Source organism: Gordonia hankookensis (assembly GCF_014673215.1).
GTDB lineage: Bacteria > Actinomycetota > Actinomycetes > Mycobacteriales > Mycobacteriaceae > Gordonia > Gordonia hankookensis.
Window position 1 is genome coordinate 13,327 of the sequence record NZ_JACWMS010000006.1, and the last position, 20,026, is coordinate 33,352.

The 20,026-nt window shown below is 68.6% G+C and carries 22 protein-coding genes; 14 read left to right on the forward strand and 8 right to left on the reverse strand.

What is annotated here, in order from left to right:
* The first annotated feature begins 22 nt into the window (after positions 1–22).
* Positions 23–856, forward strand: coding sequence for an MBL fold metallo-hydrolase (locus tag IDF66_RS22440; protein WP_190268699.1), 834 nt, complete (start codon positions 23–25; stop codon positions 854–856).
* Positions 857–952: 96 nt separating this feature from the next.
* On the opposite strand, the gene IDF66_RS22445 is transcribed toward IDF66_RS22440, so the two are convergent.
* The gene (locus IDF66_RS22445) at positions 953–1,627 is read right to left on the reverse strand and encodes a Crp/Fnr family transcriptional regulator (protein WP_006330855.1); all 675 of its coding nucleotides are present in this window, start codon (positions 1,625–1,627) and stop codon (positions 953–955) included.
* Positions 1,628–1,816: 189 nt separating this feature from the next.
* Positions 1,817–2,089 (reverse strand): hypothetical protein, encoded by a 273-nt coding sequence (locus tag IDF66_RS22450; RefSeq protein WP_164310423.1) that lies wholly within the window; start codon positions 2,087–2,089, stop codon positions 1,817–1,819.
* A gap of 158 nt (positions 2,090–2,247) precedes the next feature.
* On the opposite strand from IDF66_RS22450, the gene nth reads away from it, so the two are divergent.
* The 4 genes from nth (at position 2,248) to IDF66_RS22470 (ending at position 5,898) form a co-directional block, all read left to right on the forward strand.
* On the forward strand, positions 2,248–3,045 hold the full coding sequence (gene nth, locus IDF66_RS22455) for an endonuclease III (RefSeq protein WP_387998330.1): 798 nt from the start codon (positions 2,248–2,250) through the stop codon (positions 3,043–3,045).
* Positions 3,042–3,791: a TlpA family protein disulfide reductase gene (locus IDF66_RS22460; protein WP_203589460.1), complete on the forward strand. Its 750-nt coding sequence runs from the start codon at positions 3,042–3,044 to the stop codon at positions 3,789–3,791. The genes nth and IDF66_RS22460 overlap by 4 nt, the downstream gene beginning before the upstream one ends.
* Positions 3,792–3,886: 95 nt before the next feature.
* Positions 3,887–4,702: an NUDIX hydrolase gene (locus IDF66_RS22465; protein WP_190268887.1), complete on the forward strand. Its 816-nt coding sequence runs from the start codon at positions 3,887–3,889 to the stop codon at positions 4,700–4,702.
* Complete coding sequence (locus IDF66_RS22470) at positions 4,699–5,898, forward strand: MarP family serine protease (protein ID WP_164310424.1); 1,200 nt, start codon at positions 4,699–4,701, stop codon at positions 5,896–5,898. The genes IDF66_RS22465 and IDF66_RS22470 overlap by 4 nt, the downstream gene beginning before the upstream one ends.
* A gap of 36 nt (positions 5,899–5,934) precedes the next feature.
* Here IDF66_RS22470 and IDF66_RS22475 read toward each other — a convergent pair whose 3' ends face one another.
* The 5 genes from IDF66_RS22475 to acs all read right to left on the reverse strand — a co-directional run bounded on the left by IDF66_RS22475 (position 5,935) and on the right by acs (position 11,276).
* The gene (locus tag IDF66_RS22475) at positions 5,935–6,879 is read right to left on the reverse strand and encodes an alpha/beta fold hydrolase (RefSeq protein ID WP_164310425.1); all 945 of its coding nucleotides are present in this window, start codon (positions 6,877–6,879) and stop codon (positions 5,935–5,937) included.
* Positions 6,880–6,882: 3 nt separating this feature from the next.
* Positions 6,883–7,422 carry a phage holin family protein gene (locus IDF66_RS22480; protein ID WP_164310426.1) on the reverse strand — a complete coding sequence of 180 codons (540 nt, stop codon included), beginning with the start codon at positions 7,420–7,422 and terminating at the stop codon, positions 6,883–6,885.
* A gap of 117 nt (positions 7,423–7,539) precedes the next feature.
* Positions 7,540–8,538, reverse strand: coding sequence for a MerR family transcriptional regulator (locus IDF66_RS22485; RefSeq protein WP_190268700.1), 999 nt, complete (start codon positions 8,536–8,538; stop codon positions 7,540–7,542).
* Positions 8,532–9,209, reverse strand: a complete 678-nt coding sequence (locus IDF66_RS22490; protein ID WP_190268701.1) for a HEAT repeat domain-containing protein — start codon at positions 9,207–9,209, stop codon at positions 8,532–8,534. The genes IDF66_RS22485 and IDF66_RS22490 overlap by 7 nt, the downstream gene beginning before the upstream one ends.
* Positions 9,210–9,323: 114 nt before the next feature.
* Complete coding sequence (acs, locus tag IDF66_RS22495; RefSeq protein WP_190268702.1) at positions 9,324–11,276, reverse strand: acetate--CoA ligase; 1,953 nt, start codon at positions 11,274–11,276, stop codon at positions 9,324–9,326.
* Between the two features lie 266 nt (positions 11,277–11,542).
* Between acs and IDF66_RS22500 the strand changes: the two genes are divergently transcribed.
* The gene (locus IDF66_RS22500; RefSeq protein ID WP_164310430.1) at positions 11,543–12,298 is read left to right on the forward strand and encodes a Fic family protein; all 756 of its coding nucleotides are present in this window, start codon (positions 11,543–11,545) and stop codon (positions 12,296–12,298) included.
* A gap of 677 nt (positions 12,299–12,975) precedes the next feature.
* Here the strand turns inward: IDF66_RS22500 and IDF66_RS22505 are convergent.
* Positions 12,976–13,893 carry an HAD family hydrolase gene (locus tag IDF66_RS22505; protein WP_190268703.1) on the reverse strand — a complete coding sequence of 306 codons (918 nt, stop codon included), beginning with the start codon at positions 13,891–13,893 and terminating at the stop codon, positions 12,976–12,978.
* A 320-nt stretch (positions 13,894–14,213) separates the two neighbouring features.
* On the opposite strand from IDF66_RS22505, the gene IDF66_RS22510 reads away from it, so the two are divergent.
* From IDF66_RS22510 to IDF66_RS22545, 8 genes are all read left to right on the forward strand, one after another.
* Positions 14,214–15,185 (forward strand): esterase/lipase family protein, encoded by a 972-nt coding sequence (locus tag IDF66_RS22510; protein WP_190268704.1) that lies wholly within the window; start codon positions 14,214–14,216, stop codon positions 15,183–15,185.
* A gap of 111 nt (positions 15,186–15,296) precedes the next feature.
* A complete protein-coding gene (ssd, locus tag IDF66_RS22515) occupies positions 15,297–16,358 on the forward strand; it encodes a septum site-determining protein Ssd (protein WP_190268705.1) in 1,062 nt (353 codons plus the stop codon).
* A complete protein-coding gene (locus tag IDF66_RS22520; RefSeq protein ID WP_190268706.1) occupies positions 16,355–17,530 on the forward strand; it encodes a TadA family conjugal transfer-associated ATPase in 1,176 nt (391 codons plus the stop codon). The genes ssd and IDF66_RS22520 overlap by 4 nt, the downstream gene beginning before the upstream one ends.
* Positions 17,527–18,321, forward strand: coding sequence for a type II secretion system F family protein (locus IDF66_RS22525; protein WP_190268707.1), 795 nt, complete (start codon positions 17,527–17,529; stop codon positions 18,319–18,321). Before IDF66_RS22520 ends, IDF66_RS22525 begins: the two co-directional genes overlap by 4 nt.
* Positions 18,318–18,938 (forward strand): type II secretion system F family protein, encoded by a 621-nt coding sequence (locus IDF66_RS22530; protein WP_190268708.1) that lies wholly within the window; start codon positions 18,318–18,320, stop codon positions 18,936–18,938. The genes IDF66_RS22525 and IDF66_RS22530 overlap by 4 nt, the downstream gene beginning before the upstream one ends.
* Before the next feature lie 88 nt (positions 18,939–19,026).
* A complete protein-coding gene (locus tag IDF66_RS22535) occupies positions 19,027–19,245 on the forward strand; it encodes a DUF4244 domain-containing protein (protein ID WP_164310437.1) in 219 nt (72 codons plus the stop codon).
* A gap of 16 nt (positions 19,246–19,261) precedes the next feature.
* On the forward strand, positions 19,262–19,633 hold the full coding sequence (locus IDF66_RS22540; RefSeq protein WP_190268709.1) for a TadE family type IV pilus minor pilin: 372 nt from the start codon (positions 19,262–19,264) through the stop codon (positions 19,631–19,633).
* Positions 19,630–19,992, forward strand: a complete 363-nt coding sequence (locus tag IDF66_RS22545; RefSeq protein ID WP_190268710.1) for an Rv3654c family TadE-like protein — start codon at positions 19,630–19,632, stop codon at positions 19,990–19,992. The genes IDF66_RS22540 and IDF66_RS22545 overlap by 4 nt, the downstream gene beginning before the upstream one ends.
* Positions 19,993–20,026 lie beyond the last annotated feature (34 nt).

Sequence of the window (20,026 nt, forward strand, 5' to 3'; positions counted from 1 at the left end):
GCTGTGGGTAGTGTCGGATGGCATGACCGACAACGGAAGTGACGCAGCCGAGGCTGCGCCGGTGCACCCGGCGTACGGAGTCGTCCGCGAGGTGACCTCGTTCGCGTCGGTGCTGTTGTGCAACAACCCGGGGAGCATGGAGCTCGACGGCACCAACACGTGGATTCTGCGGGCGCCGGGGCACGCGGAATGTGTGGTGGTCGATCCGGGGCCGCCGAACAAGAAGGGCCACGTCAAGCGGATCGCCGAGCAGCCGGGCATCGCGCTCGTGTTGATCTCACACCGCCACTTCGACCACACCGGCGCCATCAAACGCCTGCGGAAACGCGTCGACGCCCCGGTGCGTGCGCGATCGTCGAAGTTCACTCACGGCGCGCCGACCCTCACCGATCGAGAGGTCATCGAGGCGGCGGGCGTCCGCATCACCGTGCTCGACACACCCGGGCACACGGCAGATTCGGTGAGCTTCCTCGTCGAGTGCGACGGACAGCGCGCCCTGCTCACCGGCGACACCATCCTGGGCAGCGGGACCACCGTCATCGATCCGTCCGACGGCACCCTGCGGGACTACCTGAACTCGCTCAACCGGATCATCGTCGAGGGAGAGGACGCCGCCCTGCTTCCCGCCCACGGCCCCGACCATCCCCGGGTCGGCCCGGTGGCGCGCTACTACAAGGCTCACCGCGAAGAACGGATCGACCAGATCGTGGCCGCGCTCGACGAACTCGGTGTGTCGGCCAAGGACGCCAAACCGATGAAGGTGGTCCGGAAGGTCTACGCGGACGTCGACAAGAAGCTGTGGCCCGCCGCGCGGATGTCGGTCAAGGCGCAGCTGGACTACCTCCGCGACCGCTGACCCGGCCCGACACAGACTCGTCCCCCGGGTATCGCCTCATCCCTCACCTGTAACCGGAGGAACGAGCGATACCCGGGGGACGAACTGAAGGTTCTGTTACCGGGCGCGACGCGCCAGGCGCTCGGAGTCGGCGATCAGCACGCTCTTGCCCTCGAGCCGCAGCCAGCCGCGCTGAGCGAAGTCGGCCAGCGCCTTGTTGACCGTCTCACGGGAGGCGCCGACGAGCTGAGCGATCTCCTCCTGCGTCAGGTCGTGGGTGACACGCAGCGCGCCACCCTCCTGGGTGCCGAACCGCTGTGCGAGCTGCAGGAGCTGCTTGGCCACGCGTCCCGGCACATCGGTGAAGATGAGATCCGCCAGGTTGTTGTTGGTCCGGCGCAGACGGCGGGCGAGCACCCGCAGGAGCTGTTCGGCGATCTCGGGGCGATCCTTGATCCAGGCGCGCAGGGCGTCGCGATCCATGGAGACCGCACGGACCTCGGTCACCGTGGTCGCCGACGAGGTCCGCGGCCCGGGGTCGAAGATCGAGAGCTCGCCGAACATGTCGGACGGTCCCATGATCGTCAGCAGGTTCTCGCGGCCATCAGGAGAGCGACGCCCGACCTTCACCTTGCCCGACAGGATGATGTAGAGCCGGTCACCGGGCTCGCCCTCGTGGAAGATCACGTGACCGCGAGGGAAATCGACCGGTTGAAGCTGCTTGGTCAGCGCTGCGACGGCCGAGGGCTCGACACCCTGGAATATGCCAGCCCGCGCCAGTACGTCCTCCACCTAGGAACCTTTCTCGTCCAAACCACAATCGCGTGGCAACTGGTCACCGGCGTCTACAAGCACGTGGATACCGCCCCGCCGACGCGTTGCCCCGTGCAACGCTACTCTCGCCCCAAGCATAAGTGTTGAATGGGTCACGGACCGGACCATTGCGGCGAGTCGGCTTCGTCGGCTATGGCGGTTCTGCGGTCAGCTGGCGCGCTTCGGCGACGACGAGAGCATCGAATCCGACGTCGGCAGGGCCGGTTCACCGATCCCGCGACGAGTGCGGAACTCGTCGAGCGCGGCGGGAAAACCCTCCTTGGCCAGCGTGTCCACGTGTGCGGCGTCGGCCGATTCGAGGAATTCCTCCACGTGGTCCCGGGACACTGAGAGGCGGTCGATCCGACTCTGGACCTTCTCCATCGCCAGCGCGAAAAGCATGAGGACAGCTGGGAACAGCAGCGCCGCGAGTCCTTGCATGGGGACCAGTAAACACAATGGGATCCGTCTCCCGCCAACCAGAGTGGCGGCCTTCACTGACTTGTTACCAATGCGTAGCACCGTCGTGGGCGCCCCGTTCCCGGCGATGCGCACGGTCTCTGTCGGTCCCGCGGCGACGATCTGGCTAACCTGAATCGGTGAGCGCACGTAAGACCACCGACCCCGCGGTGCCGACTCCGTCGGCCCGTCCGCGCAAGAGCGGCGGGGCCCAGACGCACCTCGGGCTCGTGCGTCGTGCCCGTCGGATGAACCGGGCCCTCCAGGTCGCGTTCCCCCACGTCTACTGCGAGCTCGACTTCACCACACCGCTCGAGCTGTCGGTCGCCACCATCCTGTCGGCACAGTGCACCGATGTCCGGGTCAACATGGTGACCCCCGCGCTGTTCGCGAGGTACCCGACCGCGGTGTCGTACGCGCAGGCCGACCGCACCGAACTCGAGGAGATGATCCGCTCGACCGGCTTCTACCGGAACAAGGCGAATTCGATCATCGGCCTGGGTCAGGCGCTGGTCGAGCGGTTCGACGGCGAGGTGCCGAACACACTGAAAGAGCTGGTCACGCTGCCCGGGTTCGGACGGAAGACCGCCAACGTCGTGCTCGGGAACGCCTTCCGGGTACCCGGCATCACCGTCGACACCCATTTCGCGAGGTTGGTCGGTCGGTGGGGATGGACCACTGAAACCGATCCGGTCAAGATCGAGCGTGCGGTCGGTGAACTGATCGAGCGCAAGGAATGGACGGATCTCTCGCATCGGGTGATCTTCCACGGGCGACGCGTGTGTCACGCCCGCAAGCCGGCGTGCGGCGTCTGCGTCCTGGCCAAGGACTGCCCGGCGGTCGGAACCGGTCCGATGGACAAGACCGAGGCCGCCCGGCTGGTCAAGGGACCCGAGACCGATCACCTGCTGCAGTTGGCGGGGATCACGGCGCAGTGAATCAGACCCCAACCGACGAGGGCTCGAGTGCCCCGGAGCCCGAGCCCGGCCCACCGGAACCGTCGCAACCCGCGCGCGGGCGCTTCCCGGCATCGGCGCGATGGACCCTGGTCTTCATCGTCGTGATGATCGCCCTGGTGGTGGCGATCTGGCCACGCGGTGACGACGACACGGCGGGCGTATCGGACCAGGCGACTGCGACCGGTCCGAAGGCGACCGACGCCCAGGTGGACGAGGGTCAGCTGGCCCAGGCCCGACGCGATGCCGCTCTGCAACCCTGCCCGCAGACGGGCCTCCCGATCGGTCCGGGGTCGGTTCTCGCGGGCGTGACCGCGCCGTGCCTGGCGGACGGCAAGCCGTACGACGTCGGGGCCGGCACCGCCGGGAAACCGATGGTCGTGAACATGTGGGCGGTCTGGTGTCTGCCGTGTCGTCGGGAGCTACCGGAGATGGCCGCGTACGCGCAGCGTGCCGGTGACAAGGTGACGGTCCTGGCCGTGCACGCCCAGGAGGGTGCGAAGAATCCCTATCTGGCGCTGCGGTTCCTCACCGAGAACAACGTCCACCTGCCCGTCGTCATGGACCCCGACGCCCGCATCGCCGGCGCGCTCAAGGCTCCACGTGTCTTCCCGTCGACCATCCTGGTGCGTGGCGACGGCACCGTCGCCAAGGTGCTCCCGCAGGTCTTCGACGATCCCGACCAGATCGCCGCAGCCGTCCGGCAATACCTGGGGGTGGCGACATGACCGACCGTGACACGACCGGCAGCGACATGACCGGTGGCGACGAGCAGGTCTCGCCGTTCGGGCCGCTGGTGCCGACCGGACAGATCCCGCCGTGGATGCGCGCGGTGACGGGCGATGTCGGTGCCGTCACCGACGCGGTGCTCAATCGGGGCGGAGATCGGACCCGGTGGGCGTCGATGATCGGCCGGAACCGCCGTGCCGCAGCTGTCCTGGTGCTGATCTCGGGCAGCTGGGACGAGGCGCCCGACCACCCGGGTGGACTGCCGGCCGACGCCGAGATCTTGCTGACCGAACGTGCCGCGACGCTCCGGCAGCACAGCGGGCAGGTCGCCTTTCCGGGCGGTGCCATGGATCCGGGCGACGACTACCCGGTGGGTACCGCGCTGCGTGAGGCGAACGAGGAGACCGGTCTGGTCGCCGACGGCGTGCACGTGGTGGCGAACCTGCCGTCGTTCCCCGTCCCGGTGTCGGCGTTCGATGTCATCCCGGTGCTCGCGCACTGGGCGCGGCCGGGCGACGTGCAGGTGATGGACACCGCCGAGACATCGCGGGTCGCCCGGGTCAACCTGCGGTCGCTGCTGGCGCCGGAGAATCGCTTCCAGGTGCAACGGAAAGTGCTGGGGGCGAGCGCCTATCGTGGACCGGCATTCATGGTCGACGGTCTTCTGGTGTGGGGATTCACCGGCGGTCTCATCGCCGCCATCAGTGAGGTGTCGGGATGGGATGTGCCGTGGGACAAGTCGGATGTGCGTCCGCTGGAGGACGCCATCGAGCATGCGGCCGCCGGGAGCGTGGCGAGCGGGGCCGGTGTCGCCGGGAATCCCCAGACGACCGGCCGTTCAGCGGTGTTGCCAGAGGCGATGCATCAGGCGGTCGGCGATCCCGATCGCGGTGAGGGTGGAGATAGGTGAGCGGTTCCGGATGGGTGGATCTCATCGTCGTGGTGATCGCCGTGCTGGCCGCGGCCAGCGGGTACCGTCAGGGCGCGGTGGCCTCGGCGCTGGCGTTCCTGGGAGTCATCCTGGGGGCGGTCGCCGGAATCCTGCTTGCGCCGCACATCATCTCGAGGTTCGACGACAGCACGGTGCGGTTGTTGGTCGGCGTGGTGCTGCTGGTTGCGCTGATCATCGTCGGCGAGGTGTCGGGAATGATCCTCGGCCGGGCGGCGCGCAGCGGAATCCGGTCGAGGGGCGTGCGCCGCATCGACAGTGTGATCGGCTTGGTCCTGCAGGTGATCGCTGTGCTCGTCGCGGCATGGCTGCTGGCGATTCCGTTGAGCAGCTCTACCGAGACCCAGCTCTCGACCGCGGTCCGCGGCTCCAAGGTGCTCGGCGGAGTCGACGTGTTCGCCCCGCAGTGGCTGCGCGACCTGCCCCGGGACTTCAGTGCGCTGCTGGACAATTCGGGCCTGCCGCAGGTCATCGGACCGTTCGGCCGGACTCCCGTCGTCAATGTCGGTCCGCCCGATCCGTCGGTGGTCCAGCTGCCCGTCGTGAACCAGACACGTCCCAGCGTGATGAAGATCGAGGGGACCGCGCCGAGTTGCCGACAAGCCCTCGAGGGCAGTGGTTTCGTGGTGTCGCCGGAACGCGTGATGACCAATGCCCATGTGGTCGCGGGTACGCGCCGCCTCACCGTCTCCGCTCCGAGCGGCCAGCAACTGCCTGCGCGGGTGGTTCTCTTCGACAGCAGCAACGACATCGCGGTGCTCGACGTCCCCGGATTGACCGCGCCGCCACTGAAGTTCGCCGACAAGGAGGCGTCGCCCGGCGACGACGCGATCGTCCTCGGTTACCCGGAGGCGGGACCGTTCGCGGTGAATCCCGTGCGGGTGCGTGAGGTGATCAATCTGTCCGGTCCGGACATCTACCGCACCGGCCGGATTCTGCGTGAGGTGTACACCGTTCGCGGACAGATCCGTCAGGGAAACTCGGGTGGCCCGATGATCAACTCGGACGGCGAGGTGCTCGGCGTCGTGTTCGGTGCCGCCGAGGACACCGCGGACCAGACCGGCTTCGTGTTGACCGCCAAGCAGGTTCAGTCGAATTTCACCGACTCGGAGAACCGGTCGTCGCGGGTCAGCACACAATCCTGCGTGCATGCCTGAGAGCGGCGCACCATCGCGGCCGCTCGGCAGACACGGCTACGCGGGTTCGCGCGAGAGCAGCTCGACCAGCAGTTCGTTGACCTGATCTGGCCGTTCCTGGTGGGCGAAGTGGCCGCTGCCGTCGATCTGCCGGTAATCCATGTGCGCAGACCAACGGTTGCTCGCGGTCATCAGGTGATCCAGGATGTACGGATCCTCCCGGCCACGCAGCGCGAGTACCGGAATGTGCAGCCGCTGATTCATCAACTCCATGAAGCGCATTCCGTCTGGACGGAACTGCGACCGGAATGCCCAGCGCTGATACTCCAGGCTGCAATGGGCCACGTAGGGGATCTGGATCGCCGATCGGTTCCGCTCGACTGCCTCGGCGAACTCGTCGGTCTGCTGCCAATCATGTGCGGCGCGCTCGCGGAAGTACTGCTCGATGTAGCCGCCGTCGTGGCGGGTCAGGCGCCGTTCACCCATCCGCGGCAACTGGTTCCGCAGGAATCCCGTGAGGAAGGCCGATCGTTGCGCCCGGTTGCGCAGCACCTCCCGACGTAGAGCGCGCGGATGCGGCGACGCTACGACGGCGATCCGGTTCACCACCCGGGGATGCAACGTGGCGGTGGCCCAACACACCAGGCCGCCGTCCGCATGCCCGACGAGCGCGGCCTCGGTGTGCCCCAGGGCACGCACCAGACCGTTCGTGTCACCGGCCAGTGACCAGCCGTCGTAGCCGCGTGGCGGCTTGTCGGAGTCGCCGTACCCACGTAGGTCGACGGCGACGGCTCGGTATCCGGCGTCGGTCAGCGCGGCGATCTGGTGTCGCCAGCTCCACCAGAATTCACCGAAACCGTGCAGCAGCAGAACCAGGGGGCGGTCGGCCAGCCATCGACCATCCGCCTCGACAGCGTGAAAGCGGACCCCGTTCGCCCGGACGTCGAAGTGGTGCCAGTTTCCGGGAACCCGGACGCTCGACGGGTCAGGCGGGACCGCCAACGGTCATCTCCGCCCGGGGTCGTGCGCGCGAGGGATCTCGGGGTGATCGCCGGTCCGTGTCACCGACGTCGGCGGGACGTCTGCCGGGTGCTTGCCCGGCAGCACCGTCTGCACCTCCCGGACCGATTCGATCGTCTTCTTGGGGCCCCTGACCTTACGGAAGAGCACGTAGCCGACGAACGCCATGACGATGGTGATCAGCACCAGGATCAGGAACACGATCAGGAACGCCAGCCACCGGGGCATCCAGTTGTCCAGCAATTCGGCGAGGAAGAAGAAAAAGAAGAAGCTCGAATAGAGGGCCATCACCCCGGCGACGACCAGCAGACCGGTGCCGGCGCCCGCCTTTTTCGCCTCCCCGACGAGTTCGGCCTTCGCCAGCGCCACCTCGGACCGGAACAGGGTGGACACATTCGCGGTGGCGTCCTTCACCAGGTTCCCGATACTGGGCTCCCCGTCCCGACCCAGTGTGGGGTCCGACAGCGGGATGGACGGGACCGATCCGGTGCCGTCTGCGGGTTGGCCGTGCTCGTTGCGGCTCACTGCATCCTCCGTATCTCGGTGCTCTGCGCTTATGGTGCCATGCGACTGGCGGTCGCGGCGCGGGCCACCCGGGTCGCGACCGCGGCGAGTCGCGCGACCCACTGGCGACCGGCGAGATCACCTCCCGTGCGTTCGCATCGCCGCGACGGCCGCGACGGCCGGATCGTCGTCGTCGACCAACGCGGTGAGGATGCCGACGGCCACCTCGCCGGGCATCTCCACCAGAGCCTGCGCGAGGCGGCTGCGTGCCGCGGGCGAGACCGCCTCGTCGTCGAGCAGCCGACCGAGATCGGCCGCGACCTGATCGGCGGTGCCGGCATGGTGCGCCAGATCGCGGAGCAGGTCGGCGGCATCGACATCGTTGGTCCCGGCGACCACCATGTCGATGAGGTCCGGCACCACCTGCCGGTCGCCCCGCGCCCCGAGAGCCATCGCCGCCCGGCTGCGTACGACGACGTCGGTGTCGGTCAGCGCGCCGCGGAGAACGTCGGCCACCCCGGGACCCGCGAGCTCCGCGACGGCCGACACCGCACGCCGTCGTACCTCCACGTCGTCGGATCTCAGGCCTGTCGCGAGCACGGCCGTACCTGCCGCGTCTCCGGTGGCGGCCAGCGCCCAGGTGAGGGCGCCGGAGACGTTGGGGTCCGCTTCGGCCAGGACGGCGTCGGCCACGGCCTCGGACGACAGCTGGTGACCCATCGCCGCGAGAGCCGCCCGATAGCGCACGCCTGCGGAATCCGATTCGAGGTCGTGCATCAATCGCACCGCTCGCAGCACGTCCTCCCAATCCGCCGGGGTGGACGCCTCGATGCGCCGGAGCAGAGCCAGCAACTCCTCCTCGCGGGCGAGACGTCGGCGTGACTGGTCGACGAGTTCGCCGATCAGTGCAGTCGGCTCGGCGGATCCTGGTGCGTCCAGCACCCGCCGTACCTCGGCCAGCGACAATCCGAGTGATCGGAGTCCCTCCACCCGGAACAGCCGGGCGATGTCGTCGGTGGAGTACTCGCGGTACCCGCCGGACGTGCGGCCGGCGGGCGCCACGAGACCGAGCCGGTCGTAGTGCCGCAACATCCGGGTGCTCACGCCGGAGTGCTGCGACACCTCACCGATCAGCATTCGGTACCCGGCGACGGCGCGTTCGCCAAGGAGAGCGCCCGTCGCGCCTGATCCACCGCAGCCGAGAAATCGCTGTCCGGGTCCTCCATGAGGTGCTCGGTGGCGGCGGCATGCTCACGCACGGCCGGGTTGCGACCCGAACGTGCGACCGCGAGCAATGGGAGTGCCGCATCGCCGATAGCGACGAGCGCTCGGCTCAGGCTGCGTTGCGTCTCCCGGTCGCCGCGGCCCAGCTCGGTCACCAGTTCCCTTGCGAGAGACGCTCTTTGATCGTCCGGAGTGAGCACGACCGCCGCGCGCCAGGCACTGCGCGCGACGTCGTCGTCGGGATCGTGGAGCAGCCCATGCGGGATCTTCTCCCAGACCGAGTGCCGGCCGATCTTCGACAGTGTGTGCAACGCCTGGCTGCGGGCCTGCGGTGTGGTCGAGGCGAGCTCGCCGAGCAGTCGCGCGATGGTGACGTCTGGTGCACAGCGGGTGAGAGCCCACGTCAGCATGTCACGCACGAAGAAGTCCGGTTCGACGCCGCAGCGCCCCACGAGCACATCGACCAGCGCATCATCCGGGTATGTCCCGGCGGCCAGCGCCGCCTGCAGTCGGGTCGACGGCTGCGGCGCCGACAGGGCCTCGATCAGCCGGGCCTGCCGATCGTCACGAATCGCGTTGTTCATCGCGATCACCTCCTCGACACCAGTCAAGACCTTGTCACCGTGTCAAGGTCAAGGAGGAATCCGGCATCTCCGCCCCGACCGGGTCGATCGCGGGTCGGGGCGGAGACGTCGTGCTCAGGACTTGCGGGCGCGGATGGCCTCGAAGACCGACGGATCGACCAGAGTGGAGGTGTCGCCGAGTTCGCGTCCTTCGGCGACGTCCTTGAGGAGGCGTCGCATGATCTTGCCGGAGCGGGTCTTGGGCAATTCGGGGACGACGTTGATCTCGCGGGGTTTGGCGATGGGCGAGATCTCGACGGCCACCTGGTCGCGGAGTTCCTTGACGAGTTGGTCGCCGGTGTTCTCGACTCCCTCACGCAGGATGACGAAGGCGACGATGCCCTGACCCGTGGTCTCGTCGGCGGCGCCGATGACGGCGGCCTCGGCGACCCCGGAATGGCCGACCAGGGCGCTCTCGACCTCGGCGGTGGAGATGCGGTGCCCGGAGATGTTCATGACGTCGTCGACGCGTCCGAGGACCCAGAGGGCGTGGTCGTCGTCGTAGCGGGCGCCGTCGCCTGCGAAGTACCAGCCCTGCTCGGCGAAGCGTGACCAATAGGTCTCGCGGAACCGCTCGTCGTCGCCCCAGATGCCGCGCAGCATCGACGGCCACGGCTGGTCGAGCACCAGATACCCTTGCTCACCGGCGCCGACCGGCTTGCCCTGGTCGTCGACGATGTTCGCCGAGATGCCGGGCAGCGGTGCCATCGCGGAGCCGGGCTTGGTGGTCGTCACGCCGGGCAGCGGGGAGATCATGATGGCGCCGGTCTCGGTCTGCCACCAGGTGTCGACGATGGGCGCAGAGTTGCCTCCGATGACCTCGCGGTACCACTTCCACGCTTCGGGGTTGATCGGTTCGCCGACCGAGCCGAGCAGTCGCACCGAGCTCAGATCGTGTGCGTCGGGGATCTCGCGACCCCACTTCATGAAGGTGCGGATCAGCGTCGGCGCGATGTAGTAGATGGTCACGCCGTAGCGCTCGATGATCTCGAAGTGACGATGTTCGTTGGGGGAGTTGGGGGTTCCCTCATAGACCACTTCGGTGGCGCCGTTGGACAGTGGGCCGTAGACGAGGTAGGAGTGTCCGGTCACCCAGCCGATGTCGGCGCCGCACCAGAAGACGTCGCGGCCTTCCTTGTGGTCGAAGACGTAGTGGAAGGTATAGGACGCCTGCGTCAGGTAGCCGCCCGAGGAATGCACGATGCCCTTGGGCTTGCCCGTGGTGCCAGAGGTGTAGAGCAGGAACAGCGGGTGCTCGGCGTCGAAGGCCTCGGGTTCATGGGTGCTCGACTGCTCGTCGACGGTGTCGTCCCACCACACGTCGCGCCCATCGACCCACGGCAGATCGGGATCGTCGTTGGTGCGGCGCACCACCAGGACCTTCTCCACCGACTTCGCGGCGTCGTCGCCGGTGCCGAGTGCCTCGTCGACGGCGGCCTTGAGGGGGGCGGGTTTGCCGCGACGGTACTGGCCGTCGGTGGTGATGACGAGCTTGGCCTCGGCGTCGTCGACGCGCGAACGCAGTGCGCCCGAGGAGAATCCGGCGAACACCACCGAATGTGTCAACCCCAGCCGGGCGCAGGCGAGCATCGAGATGATCGCCTCGGGGACCATCGGCATGTAGATGGCGACGCGGTCGCCGGCCACCAGCCCGATCGAGGTGAAGTAGTTGGCGGCCTTGGACACCTCGTCCTGCAGCTGGGCGTAGGTGAGGTCGCGGGTGTCACCGGGCTCGCCGACCCAATGGATCGCGACCCGGTCGCCCTTGCCCGCCGCGACGTGTCGATCGACGCAGTTGTAGGCGACGTTGAGCTTGCCGCCGACGAACCACTTGGCGAACGGCGCGTCCGACCAGTCGAGGATCTGGTCGAAATCGGTGTCCCAGTCCAGGCGGCGGGCCTGTTCGGCCCAGAACTCCAGACGATCCGCGTCGGCCCGGTCATAGAGCTCAGACCCGGCGTTGGCCTGCGCGACGAAATCCTCCGACGGCGGATACCCCTGGGCGGACGAAGTGGTGGCGGGAGTCATCGGTGAGGAGACCTTTCACTGTCGAGGAGACGATGTGTACGCGTGCTGTGTGTATGCGTGCTGGGTGCCCGCACACTGGCGTGACGTGCATTCATGCCGGTTACTCATTGTGAGGGTAGTCACGTTGGAACCTCGTTGCAGGTGCCCTCGACCGGGTCCCGCAGTTCCGCGACGAATGGTCCCATGGACACGACGAGTGGTGCAGGACGCGCATCGACGTCACCGGCCGGACGACGGCCGACCCCACATCACTATCGTGGGAAGGCGTGACCTCTGATCCGCTCGCGCCGCTGCTCGACCTGCCCGGTGTGCGCGACGCCGCCGACCGCGCACGGGACGCGCTGAGTGCCGTGCATCGTCACCCGGCGAATCTGCGCGGGTGGGACAAGACGGCGACCGAGGCGTCCTGGCGGGCCGGCCGATCCTCGGCGGCCATCGACGGCGGCAGCGTGGAACTGCGTCGCGACGGTGACTTCGACGATCCGCTGCTGGCCGGTGCGATGCGCGTGGCCCAGGCCCTCGACGGCGACGCACTCGATCAGCTCACCGGCGTGTTCCGCCGGGCTCCCGCCCAGGCGTTCGCCCGGCTGCATATGCTCGCCGCCGCCGATCTCGTCGCCGATCCCGACGAGCTGGGCCGCCCGAGTGTGCAGCCCGGAGTCGCCGGACGGCTCGATCTGCTCGGGCAGCTGATCACCGGCGCCACATCGGTCCCGGCGCCGGTGCTGGCCGCCGTGGTGCACGGCGAATTGCTGGGGGTCGGCGCGTTCCCGACCGCGAACGGTGTGGTCGCGCGCGCGGCCTCGCGCCTGGTCTGCACGTCGTCGGGACTGGATCCGCACAACCTCGGCGTCCCGGAGGTGACCTGGCTGCGTCGCCTCGACGACTACCGCTCGTTGTCGACGGGGTTCGCCGACGGAGACCCGACAGCAGTGGGCGCCTGGATCGTGCTGTGTTGCGAGGCGCTCGAGGCGGGTGCGGGCGAGGCCCGCTCGATCGCCGATGCGGCACGCGCGGGCTAGCTCCCTGCGGCGCGCGCGCACGAAAATGTAAGCAGCGAGCGAACTCTCGGGATCGGTTGGCGCTCGGATGCAACACCCGGGCAGCACCCGGACGATACGACGGCACCGGACAATACCGCGCCGGACAATACCGCGCCGGACAATACAATGCGGGCGGCCGCTCGATCGGTTGAAACCGACCGGGTTGCCGCCCGCATAGCACGGACCCAAGTTACCAAGCGTGCTTGGTGGGTTGTGTGGATCGCCTCGGCGAGGGACCGCGGTGCCGGTCGGTACGCCCCGATGTGAACCATTTACGAATGACGGTGCCGTGCAATCGAATCGAGCTTCATCGGATCGATTCGTTCCGTCTCACGGACCAGCTGGTCCGTTCCGATCGGATCGATTCGTCCGGCCCGACGGGGAACTCCTCATGTTCCCGCTTACGGCCCGTTGATGGCCATCGGCTTGCCCTTGCCGGCCTACGATGTCGCAGGCGCACAACGCTTTTGCCTTATTGCGGCGTGCTCCGCGTGGGTGCTTGCCGCCCGTGCTGGGAAGCGCTCGGCGTGGGGGTCCGCTCCTTCTCTTCCGGATCGGACTTTGCCTTCCGAGATTCCGTAACCCCTTTTGTACACCGTGACCGCAGTCACATCAAGGGCCTTTCGCACCAACATTCAGTGGTGTTTCCAGGAGTCTCAGCTCCGGCGTCGCCGATGCCGTCGATGCAGGAACGAGTGCATTCCGGCGCTGCTGACCGCCGCCACCGCAGCGCCGAGCGCCAGGGCGGCGGCCATCCGTGACGACGGGGTGGGGATCCGCTTGCGGAGCGGCACCGGGCGATTGAAGCTCAGCACCGGCCAGCCTCGATCGGCTGCCTGCTTGCGGAGTTGCCGGTCCGGATTCACCGCGACGGGGTGACCGACCGCGCTGAGCATGGGGAGATCGGTGATGGAGTCGGAGTATGCGTGGCACTCGGCGAGATCGTAGCCACGGGATTCGGCGAGTGCCTCCATCGCGACAGCCTTGTGCTCTCCGTAGCAATAGAACTCGAGCTCGCCGGTGTAGTGGCCGTCGACGACTCTCATCTCGCTGGCCTCCACGTGGTCGACCCCGAGGAGCTCGCCGATCGGTTCGACCATCTCGCGTCCGGACGCCGAGATCAGCACGACGTCGTGTCCGCGTTCCTGGTGGCCGGCGATCAGTTCGGCGGCCTCGGCGAAGACCAACGGATTCACGATGTCGTGCAGCGTCTCGTTGACGATCGCCCGCACCTGCTCCACATCCCACCCGCGGCACATGTCGGTCACGTGGCGGCGCAGGTTCTCCACCTGATCGTGGTCGGCGGCCGTGACGAGGAACAGGAACTGGGCGTAGCTCGATTTCAGCACCGAGCGCCGATTGATCAGTCCCTCGTCGAAGAACGGTCGCGAGAACGCGAGCGCGCTCGACTTCGCGATGACCGTCTTGTCGAGATCGAAGAAGGCCGCGACGCGGCGTCGGTCGGTCAGACGTGATACCGAAGGTGGCGACCCGGTCGCCTTCGGTGAGGTGTCCGTCACGTGGTCAGAGTACGGTCTGAGAGGCCTGCGGCGATAGCCCCGATGCAACGTCATTGCATCGTGAATGCGCAGGCAGCGATATAAAAATGTGACCTCGGATCGCTCTTTGTTGTGGTTGCAATCAACGAAATCCCGTGTGTATAGTCGGCCGTAACCGGTTAATACCGGTGCCTTTCAGCCCGACCCCCCGGGGCTGAAACGCGATGACCCCGGCCTCCTCCCCCCCTGGCCGGGGTCGTCCTCTGTCTGGGGTCGGTATCACATCTCGGCAGCACTCATTCTTCGCGCGTATGCGGCGGTTTTCCGAAAACTGGGACGCTTGACCAAGCAGTTGCTAGGTTCTGGGCGGACGTCAGCCGAATGGGGGAGTGGGTATGTCGATCGGTGCAAGGACACGGGTGGGATTGATCGGTTCTGCGGTCTCCTGCGCGGTGGTCGCCTGCGTGATGGCCGTGGTGGTGGGCGCGGGCACTGCTCACGCGGCCCCGCAGCCGCCGCTACCCGAGACCTACAACTTCTTCTCGGGTATCCCGGCGGAACTCTCACATCCCGGCGGGTCCCTGCCCGGTTCCAACGACTTCACGTGCAAACCCACTGCGCGGCATCCGCGGCCGGTGGTACTCGTGCACGGAACCGGTGGATCGCAGCAGACCAACTGGGGTGCCTACGTGGCGATGCTGGCCAATCGCGGTTACTGCGTCTTCGCGCTCACCTACGGCGCCCTGCCGGGAACTCCGTGGCCGGTGTCGGCGATCGGGGGCATGGCGCCCATCGAGGGCAGCGCCGCACAGCTGTCTCGATTCGTCGACAGAGTGCTGGCCGGTACCGGTGCGAAGACCGTGGATCTCGTCGGGCACTCCCAGGGCACGTACATGCCCACCTATTACCTGAAGAATCTGGGTGGTGCGGGCAAGGTCAGCAAGTACGTCTCGCTCGCCCCTCTGTGGCGGGGCACGTTCGGCGGCACCCCGCTGACCGGCCTCACCGACACGCTGCTGGGTGGCCGGGAACTACCGATCTGTGCCGCGTGCGGCCAGATGACCGCCGGGTCGGAGATGAACCGGGAGATCTGGCGCGGGGGAAGCCCGTACGTGAAGGGCGTCGACTACACGAACATCTCCACCCGCTACGACGAACTCGTCCTGCCCTACACCAGCGGGCAGGTACCCGGACGCGCGGGAGAGAAGGTGCGCAACATCGTCGTCCAGGACACCTGCGCTGCCGACCACAGCGATCACCTCGCGATCGCCGGCTCGCGGCGTGCGGCCTACATGGTGCTCAACGCACTCGATCCGCAGCATCCGGTTCCCGTCCCGTGTGAGTTCGTGCCACCGTTCACGGGCTGACCGCAGGGTCATCCACAATCCGGGTCATCCACAGATCTGGGATATTCCACAGATCGGGCCGTGGCGCCCCGACGCCCCCGCCGGGGGGAGATGGCGCTGCAGGATCGGTACATGACCGATGAACTCCTCGCCCTGGTGGGTCCGGACCTCTCCGACGACGTCGCCCGCTGTGCGGCCGCGGCGGGATATCAGATGCTGCGCGCCGACCCAGAGCACTGCCGCCGGGAGTGGCTGCGTGCGGACGCGGTGGTCGCCGATGTGAACGCCACCCGGGTGCTGGCCGAACTCGGGCCGCCGCGACGCGCGGGACTCGTCATGGTGACCGACGGTGAACCCGCAGCCGACATCTGGCGATCGGCGATGAGTCTCGGTGCGGATCGGGCGGTGTCGTTGCCCGCCGAGGAATCCACCCTCGTCGGACTCCTCACCGAGCTCCGATCGCCGCTCGCCGCCCCGGCGGGCGCGGTCGCCGTGATCGGCGGGCACGGCGGAGCAGGCGCCACGACCCTGGCGGCCGCGGTGGCCCTGACCGCTGCCGAGGAGTCCACACACGTACTGCTCTTCGATGTCGACGAGTTCGGAGCGGGCATCGACCTGACTCTCGGGATAGAGGGTCGTGCCGGCCTCCGGTGGCAGGACCTGACCCTGGCAGGCGGGGCGGTCCGGGCGCAATCGTTGCACAGTGCATTGCCACAGGTGAACGATCGGCTGTCAGTGCTCGCGCCCCGTCGCGACAGCCGGCTGCGGATCGGCGTGGACGCGGTCATCGCGACGATGGATGCCGGCCGGGTCAACGGCGACACCGTGGTGGTCGACCTGCCCCGTACCGCCGACCCGGTCACCGATGCCGTGCTCGATTCCGTCGATCTCGTCGTGCTCGTCACCACGGCCGGTGTGCACGGGGTGGCGTCGTCGCGGACCGTTGCCGCCCGCCTGGGTGAGCGCGGGATCGCCGCTGCGCTGGCGGTCCGGGGTCCGGCGCCGAGCGGTCTGCGCGCGTCCGAGGTGGCCTCCGCCGTGGGCCTCCCGCTGCTCACCGCATACCGATCCGATCCCGGACTACCGGGCCGGATGGAGGCCGGGCGCCTGCGGGTTCCGCCACGCAGCCCGCTCGGGCGGGCGGCGCTGGCGGTGTACCGCAAGGCGGGGGCGGCCGAGCGGCTCGCGGCGTGAGCGGCCCGCACGATGCGCTCCTCGACCGTGTGCGTGACCGGCTGGCGACACAGGCCGTCGAGCCCACGGCAGAGGTCATCGCCGATGCGATCCGATCGGAGTCGCGGGGCATGCTCGGCGACACGGATCTGCTTGCCGCCCTGCGCTTCCTGCAGACCGAGCTGATCGGAGCGGGCCGGCTCGAGCATCTCCTGGCCGAACCCGACGTCGCCGACATCCTCGTCGTCGGCGCCGAGCGGGTGTGGGTCGATCGGGGAAACGGACTGCAGCGCACGGATATCCGATTCGACGACGAGGCGGCCGTCCGCCGCCTCGCGAGTCGGCTGGCTCTCAGTGCGGGCAAGCGGCTCGACGACGCGCAACCCTGGGTCGACGGCCAACTCGCCGACCTCGGGCGTCGTGGCCATGCGGTCCGGCTGCATGCGGTGATCCCACCCGTGGCCACCGACGGAACCTGTATCTCGCTCCGAGTCCTGCGCACCGCGACCCGTGACTTCGACGAACTCGTCGCGCTGGGTGCCATTCCCGGCGAGACCGTGGAGCCGCTGCGCGCCATGCTGCACGCCCGGCTCGCCTTCCTCATCGTGGGCGGGACGGGATCGGGTAAGACCACACTCCTCGGATCCCTGATCGGTGAGATGGACGCGGCCGAACGAATTCTCTGTGTCGAGGACGCGCTCGAACTCGACCCGCCTCACCCGCACATCGTGCGCCTTGTCGCCCGGACACCGAATGTGGAAGGGGCGGGAGAGGTTCCGGTGCGCTCATTGGTACGGCAGGCACTTCGGATGCGGCCGGACCGGATCGTCGTGGGGGAGGTGCGCGGTGCGGAGGTGATCGATCTCCTGACCGCGCTGAACACCGGACACGAGGGATGCTCGGGGACCGTGCATGCCAACTCGACGTCGGAGGTCCCGGCGCGGATGGAGGCGTTGGCGGCGCTGGGCGGGATGGCGCGCGACGCGCTGCACAGCCAGCTCGCGGCGGCCGTCCACGTGGTGCTCGGTGTCGCGCGGACCCCCGGTGGCTCGCGTGGACTCACCGAGATCGGGCTGGTGTCCCGCGACACCGACGGCTTTGTGCACATCCGGCCCGTGTGGATGCGCGCGCACGGCTTCACCGACGAGATGTCCGGATTCGATGCACTGGTGCGGTCCCGGACGCACCGATGATCCCGGTCATCCTGGCGCTCGCCGCGGCGGTGCTCTGGTGGCCGGCCACCCACGCCCAGTATCGGTTGGTGGCCCTCACGCCGGGAACCTCGCGGACGCGCACTGTTCCGTGGCAGGCGTCGGTCGCCGTCGGCGCCCCGGTGGCGGCAGCTGTGCTCATCGGGCTCCATGCGGCGGTGGCGATGACGTTGGTGTCCGCGACGTTGATGTGGCGACGGCACCGCGCACAGCGGGTCCGGGCGCGCGACCGGGAGATCTCCGATCTGCTGCTGGCGTTGTCGGTGATGACGGCCGAACTGTCGGTCGGTGCCCCGCCTGCCGCGGCGTGCGCGGCCGCGGCGCGCGAACTCCCTGCCGGGCAACCGAGGTCGCCGGTTGGCGATGGCCTCGCGATGATGGCGGGACGGGCCGAACTGGGCGGCGAGGTGATGCCCGACGTCGAGGCCTCCGACGAGCTCTCCTGGCATCGCGTGGGGGTCGCCTGGCAGACCGCCGACCGGCACGGTCTGCCCATGATCGAGCTGGTGGAGTCGGTGCGGGCCGATCTGCTGGCGCGCAGGCAGTTCGCCACCCGGACCCGAGCCGGACTCGCCGGCCCGCGGGCCACCGCGACCGTGCTCGCCGGATTGCCGGTCATCGGCATCGCGCTGGGCGAGTTCATGGGCGCGCACCCCGTCGGCGTGCTCCTCGGTAGCGGTCTCGGCGGGGTTCTGCTCATCGTGGGTACGGCGTTGTCGGTGGCCGGTCTCGCGTGGTCGGAGCGGATCACCGACCGGGTGATCAACCGATGATCGCGTTCTCGCTGGTTGCGGCGGGTGCTGCCCTCTGGGTATGGCCGGCACCGAGCTGGGCACTGCATCGGGTGGTTGGCGATCCGGCGTCGGCGATCGCCGCGCGCGACCCTGCGCATCCGAGGCCGGGTTCCGACGACCCGTTCGCGGTCGCGGCGTCCTTCGATCTGTTCGCCGTGTGTCTGCGCGCGGGGATGCCGATCGCCGCGGCGGCGGGCGTGGTCTCGAGTTCCGCGCCGCCCGGGCTCGCCCGCCCGTTGGCGTCGGCGGCCGAACTCCTCGGGCTCGGTGCCGATCCCGAGCATGCCTGGCGTCGCCACGGGGCGCCCGTCGTCGACGGCAGGCGAGCCGCGAGGTCGGACGTCGATGGCGACCGTTTCGAGGCGCTGGCGACGTTGGCGCGGCGTTCGGCACGGTCCGGGTCGTCGCTCTCCGGAGGTCTGGCGGAACTGGCCGACAGCACTCGCAGGGACGCGCACGACGACGCGCTGGCGGCCGCCGAACGCGCAGGCGTCGCGATCAGTGGACCACTCGGGCTGTGTTTCCTGCCGGCATTCGTCTGTCTCGGGATCGTGCCCGTGGTGGTGGGCCTCGCCGGCTCCGTCCTCGGTGGCTGATCGATCGTGACGCAGTGGATCCGAATCGTGATGCGGTGCGTCTTACCTGTGACACGCAAGGTGCGTGACCCAGGGAGGCCAGAACATCATGTCCGACAGAATCTTTCGACGTCCGATCGCGCGAGTGCAAGCCGAGGTGTTGCGGATCGTCGCCGACGACGAGGGGATGAGTACGGCTGAATATGCGATCGGCACCATCGCCGCGGCGGCCTTCGGGGCGATCCTCTACACCGTCGTCACCGGCGACAACATCGTGAGTGCCCTCACCGGCATCATCGGCAAGGCCCTGAACACCTCGGTGGGCTGAGGCGGTGTCGGTGCTGATGACGCTGCGGCAGGTGTGGCGCGACGAGCGTGGCATGGTCACCGTCGAGGGCGCGTATGCCATCGCCGCGATCGTGGCGACGGTCGTCCTCGGCATCACGGCGGTCGTCGGTGCGACGGTGCAGATCCGGTGTACAGATGCGGCCCGGGAGGCCGCCCGATTGGCGGCGGCCGGGGACGCCGCCGCGCAGGAGGTCGCCGCCGGGGTGGTCGGGCGGTCCGCGCAGATCACGATCACCGGCACGGATTCCCGCGTCGAGGTCGTCGTGCGGTCGTCGATCCCGTTGTTGCCGATGGTGACGGTGTCGGCCAGAGCGGTGGCGGCGAAGGAGCCCGACGACGACGCGCCTGTGCAGGCATCTCGACCATGATCCGGGTGTGGCGCGACGACGGGGGTTTCGCGACGGTGGCCGGGGCGTTCGCGATCGCGGCGATCGCGGCGACGGTGGTCACGCTGCTGTACTTCGGCGCTGCGGTCCTCGCACGGCATCGCGCGCAGTCGGCCGCCGACCTCGCGGCGCTCGCCGCCGCGCAGCAGCAGGTGGCCGCCGAGCCGGACCCGTGCGCGGCCGCACGCCTGATCGCCGCCGCTCAGGACGTGGGTGCCGAGGTGGCCCGGTGTGTGACGGAGGGTGCCGACGTCATGGTCGACGTGGTGGTTCCGGTGACGCTGGGACCGTTCGGTGTCCGGCGCGCGCAGGCCGCCGCCAGGGCCGGCCCGGTGGGGTGAGGGCGACTGCAGCATGAGTCGTTTGTCCACACTG

What these genes read in the sequence shown, in the direction of transcription:
- IDF66_RS22525 (WP_190268707.1), top strand. Translation starts at nt 17,527, where the DNA reads ATGATCCCGGTCATCCTGGCGCTCGCCGCGGCGGTGCTCTGGTGGCCG.
- IDF66_RS22510 (WP_190268704.1), top strand. Translation starts at nt 14,214, where the DNA reads ATGTCGATCGGTGCAAGGACACGGGTGGGATTGATCGGTTCTGCGGTC.
- IDF66_RS22450 (WP_164310423.1), bottom strand. Translation starts at nt 2,089, where the DNA reads ATGCAAGGACTCGCGGCGCTGCTGTTCCCAGCTGTCCTCATGCTTTTC.
- acs (WP_190268702.1), bottom strand. Translation starts at nt 11,276, where the DNA reads ATGACTCCCGCCACCACTTCGTCCGCCCAGGGGTATCCGCCGTCGGAG.
- IDF66_RS22505 (WP_190268703.1), bottom strand. Translation starts at nt 13,893, where the DNA reads ATGACGTTGCATCGGGGCTATCGCCGCAGGCCTCTCAGACCGTACTCT.
- IDF66_RS22465 (WP_190268887.1), top strand. Translation starts at nt 3,887, where the DNA reads ATGCGCGCGGTGACGGGCGATGTCGGTGCCGTCACCGACGCGGTGCTC.
- IDF66_RS22545 (WP_190268710.1), top strand. Translation starts at nt 19,630, where the DNA reads ATGATCCGGGTGTGGCGCGACGACGGGGGTTTCGCGACGGTGGCCGGG.
- ssd (WP_190268705.1), top strand. Translation starts at nt 15,297, where the DNA reads ATGACCGATGAACTCCTCGCCCTGGTGGGTCCGGACCTCTCCGACGAC.
- IDF66_RS22530 (WP_190268708.1), top strand. Translation starts at nt 18,318, where the DNA reads ATGATCGCGTTCTCGCTGGTTGCGGCGGGTGCTGCCCTCTGGGTATGG.
- IDF66_RS22485 (WP_190268700.1), bottom strand. Translation starts at nt 8,538, where the DNA reads ATGCTGATCGGTGAGGTGTCGCAGCACTCCGGCGTGAGCACCCGGATG.
- IDF66_RS22440 (WP_190268699.1), top strand. Translation starts at nt 23, where the DNA reads ATGACCGACAACGGAAGTGACGCAGCCGAGGCTGCGCCGGTGCACCCG.
- IDF66_RS22535 (WP_164310437.1), top strand. Translation starts at nt 19,027, where the DNA reads ATGTCCGACAGAATCTTTCGACGTCCGATCGCGCGAGTGCAAGCCGAG.
- IDF66_RS22540 (WP_190268709.1), top strand. Translation starts at nt 19,262, where the DNA reads ATGACGCTGCGGCAGGTGTGGCGCGACGAGCGTGGCATGGTCACCGTC.
- IDF66_RS22490 (WP_190268701.1), bottom strand. Translation starts at nt 9,209, where the DNA reads ATGAACAACGCGATTCGTGACGATCGGCAGGCCCGGCTGATCGAGGCC.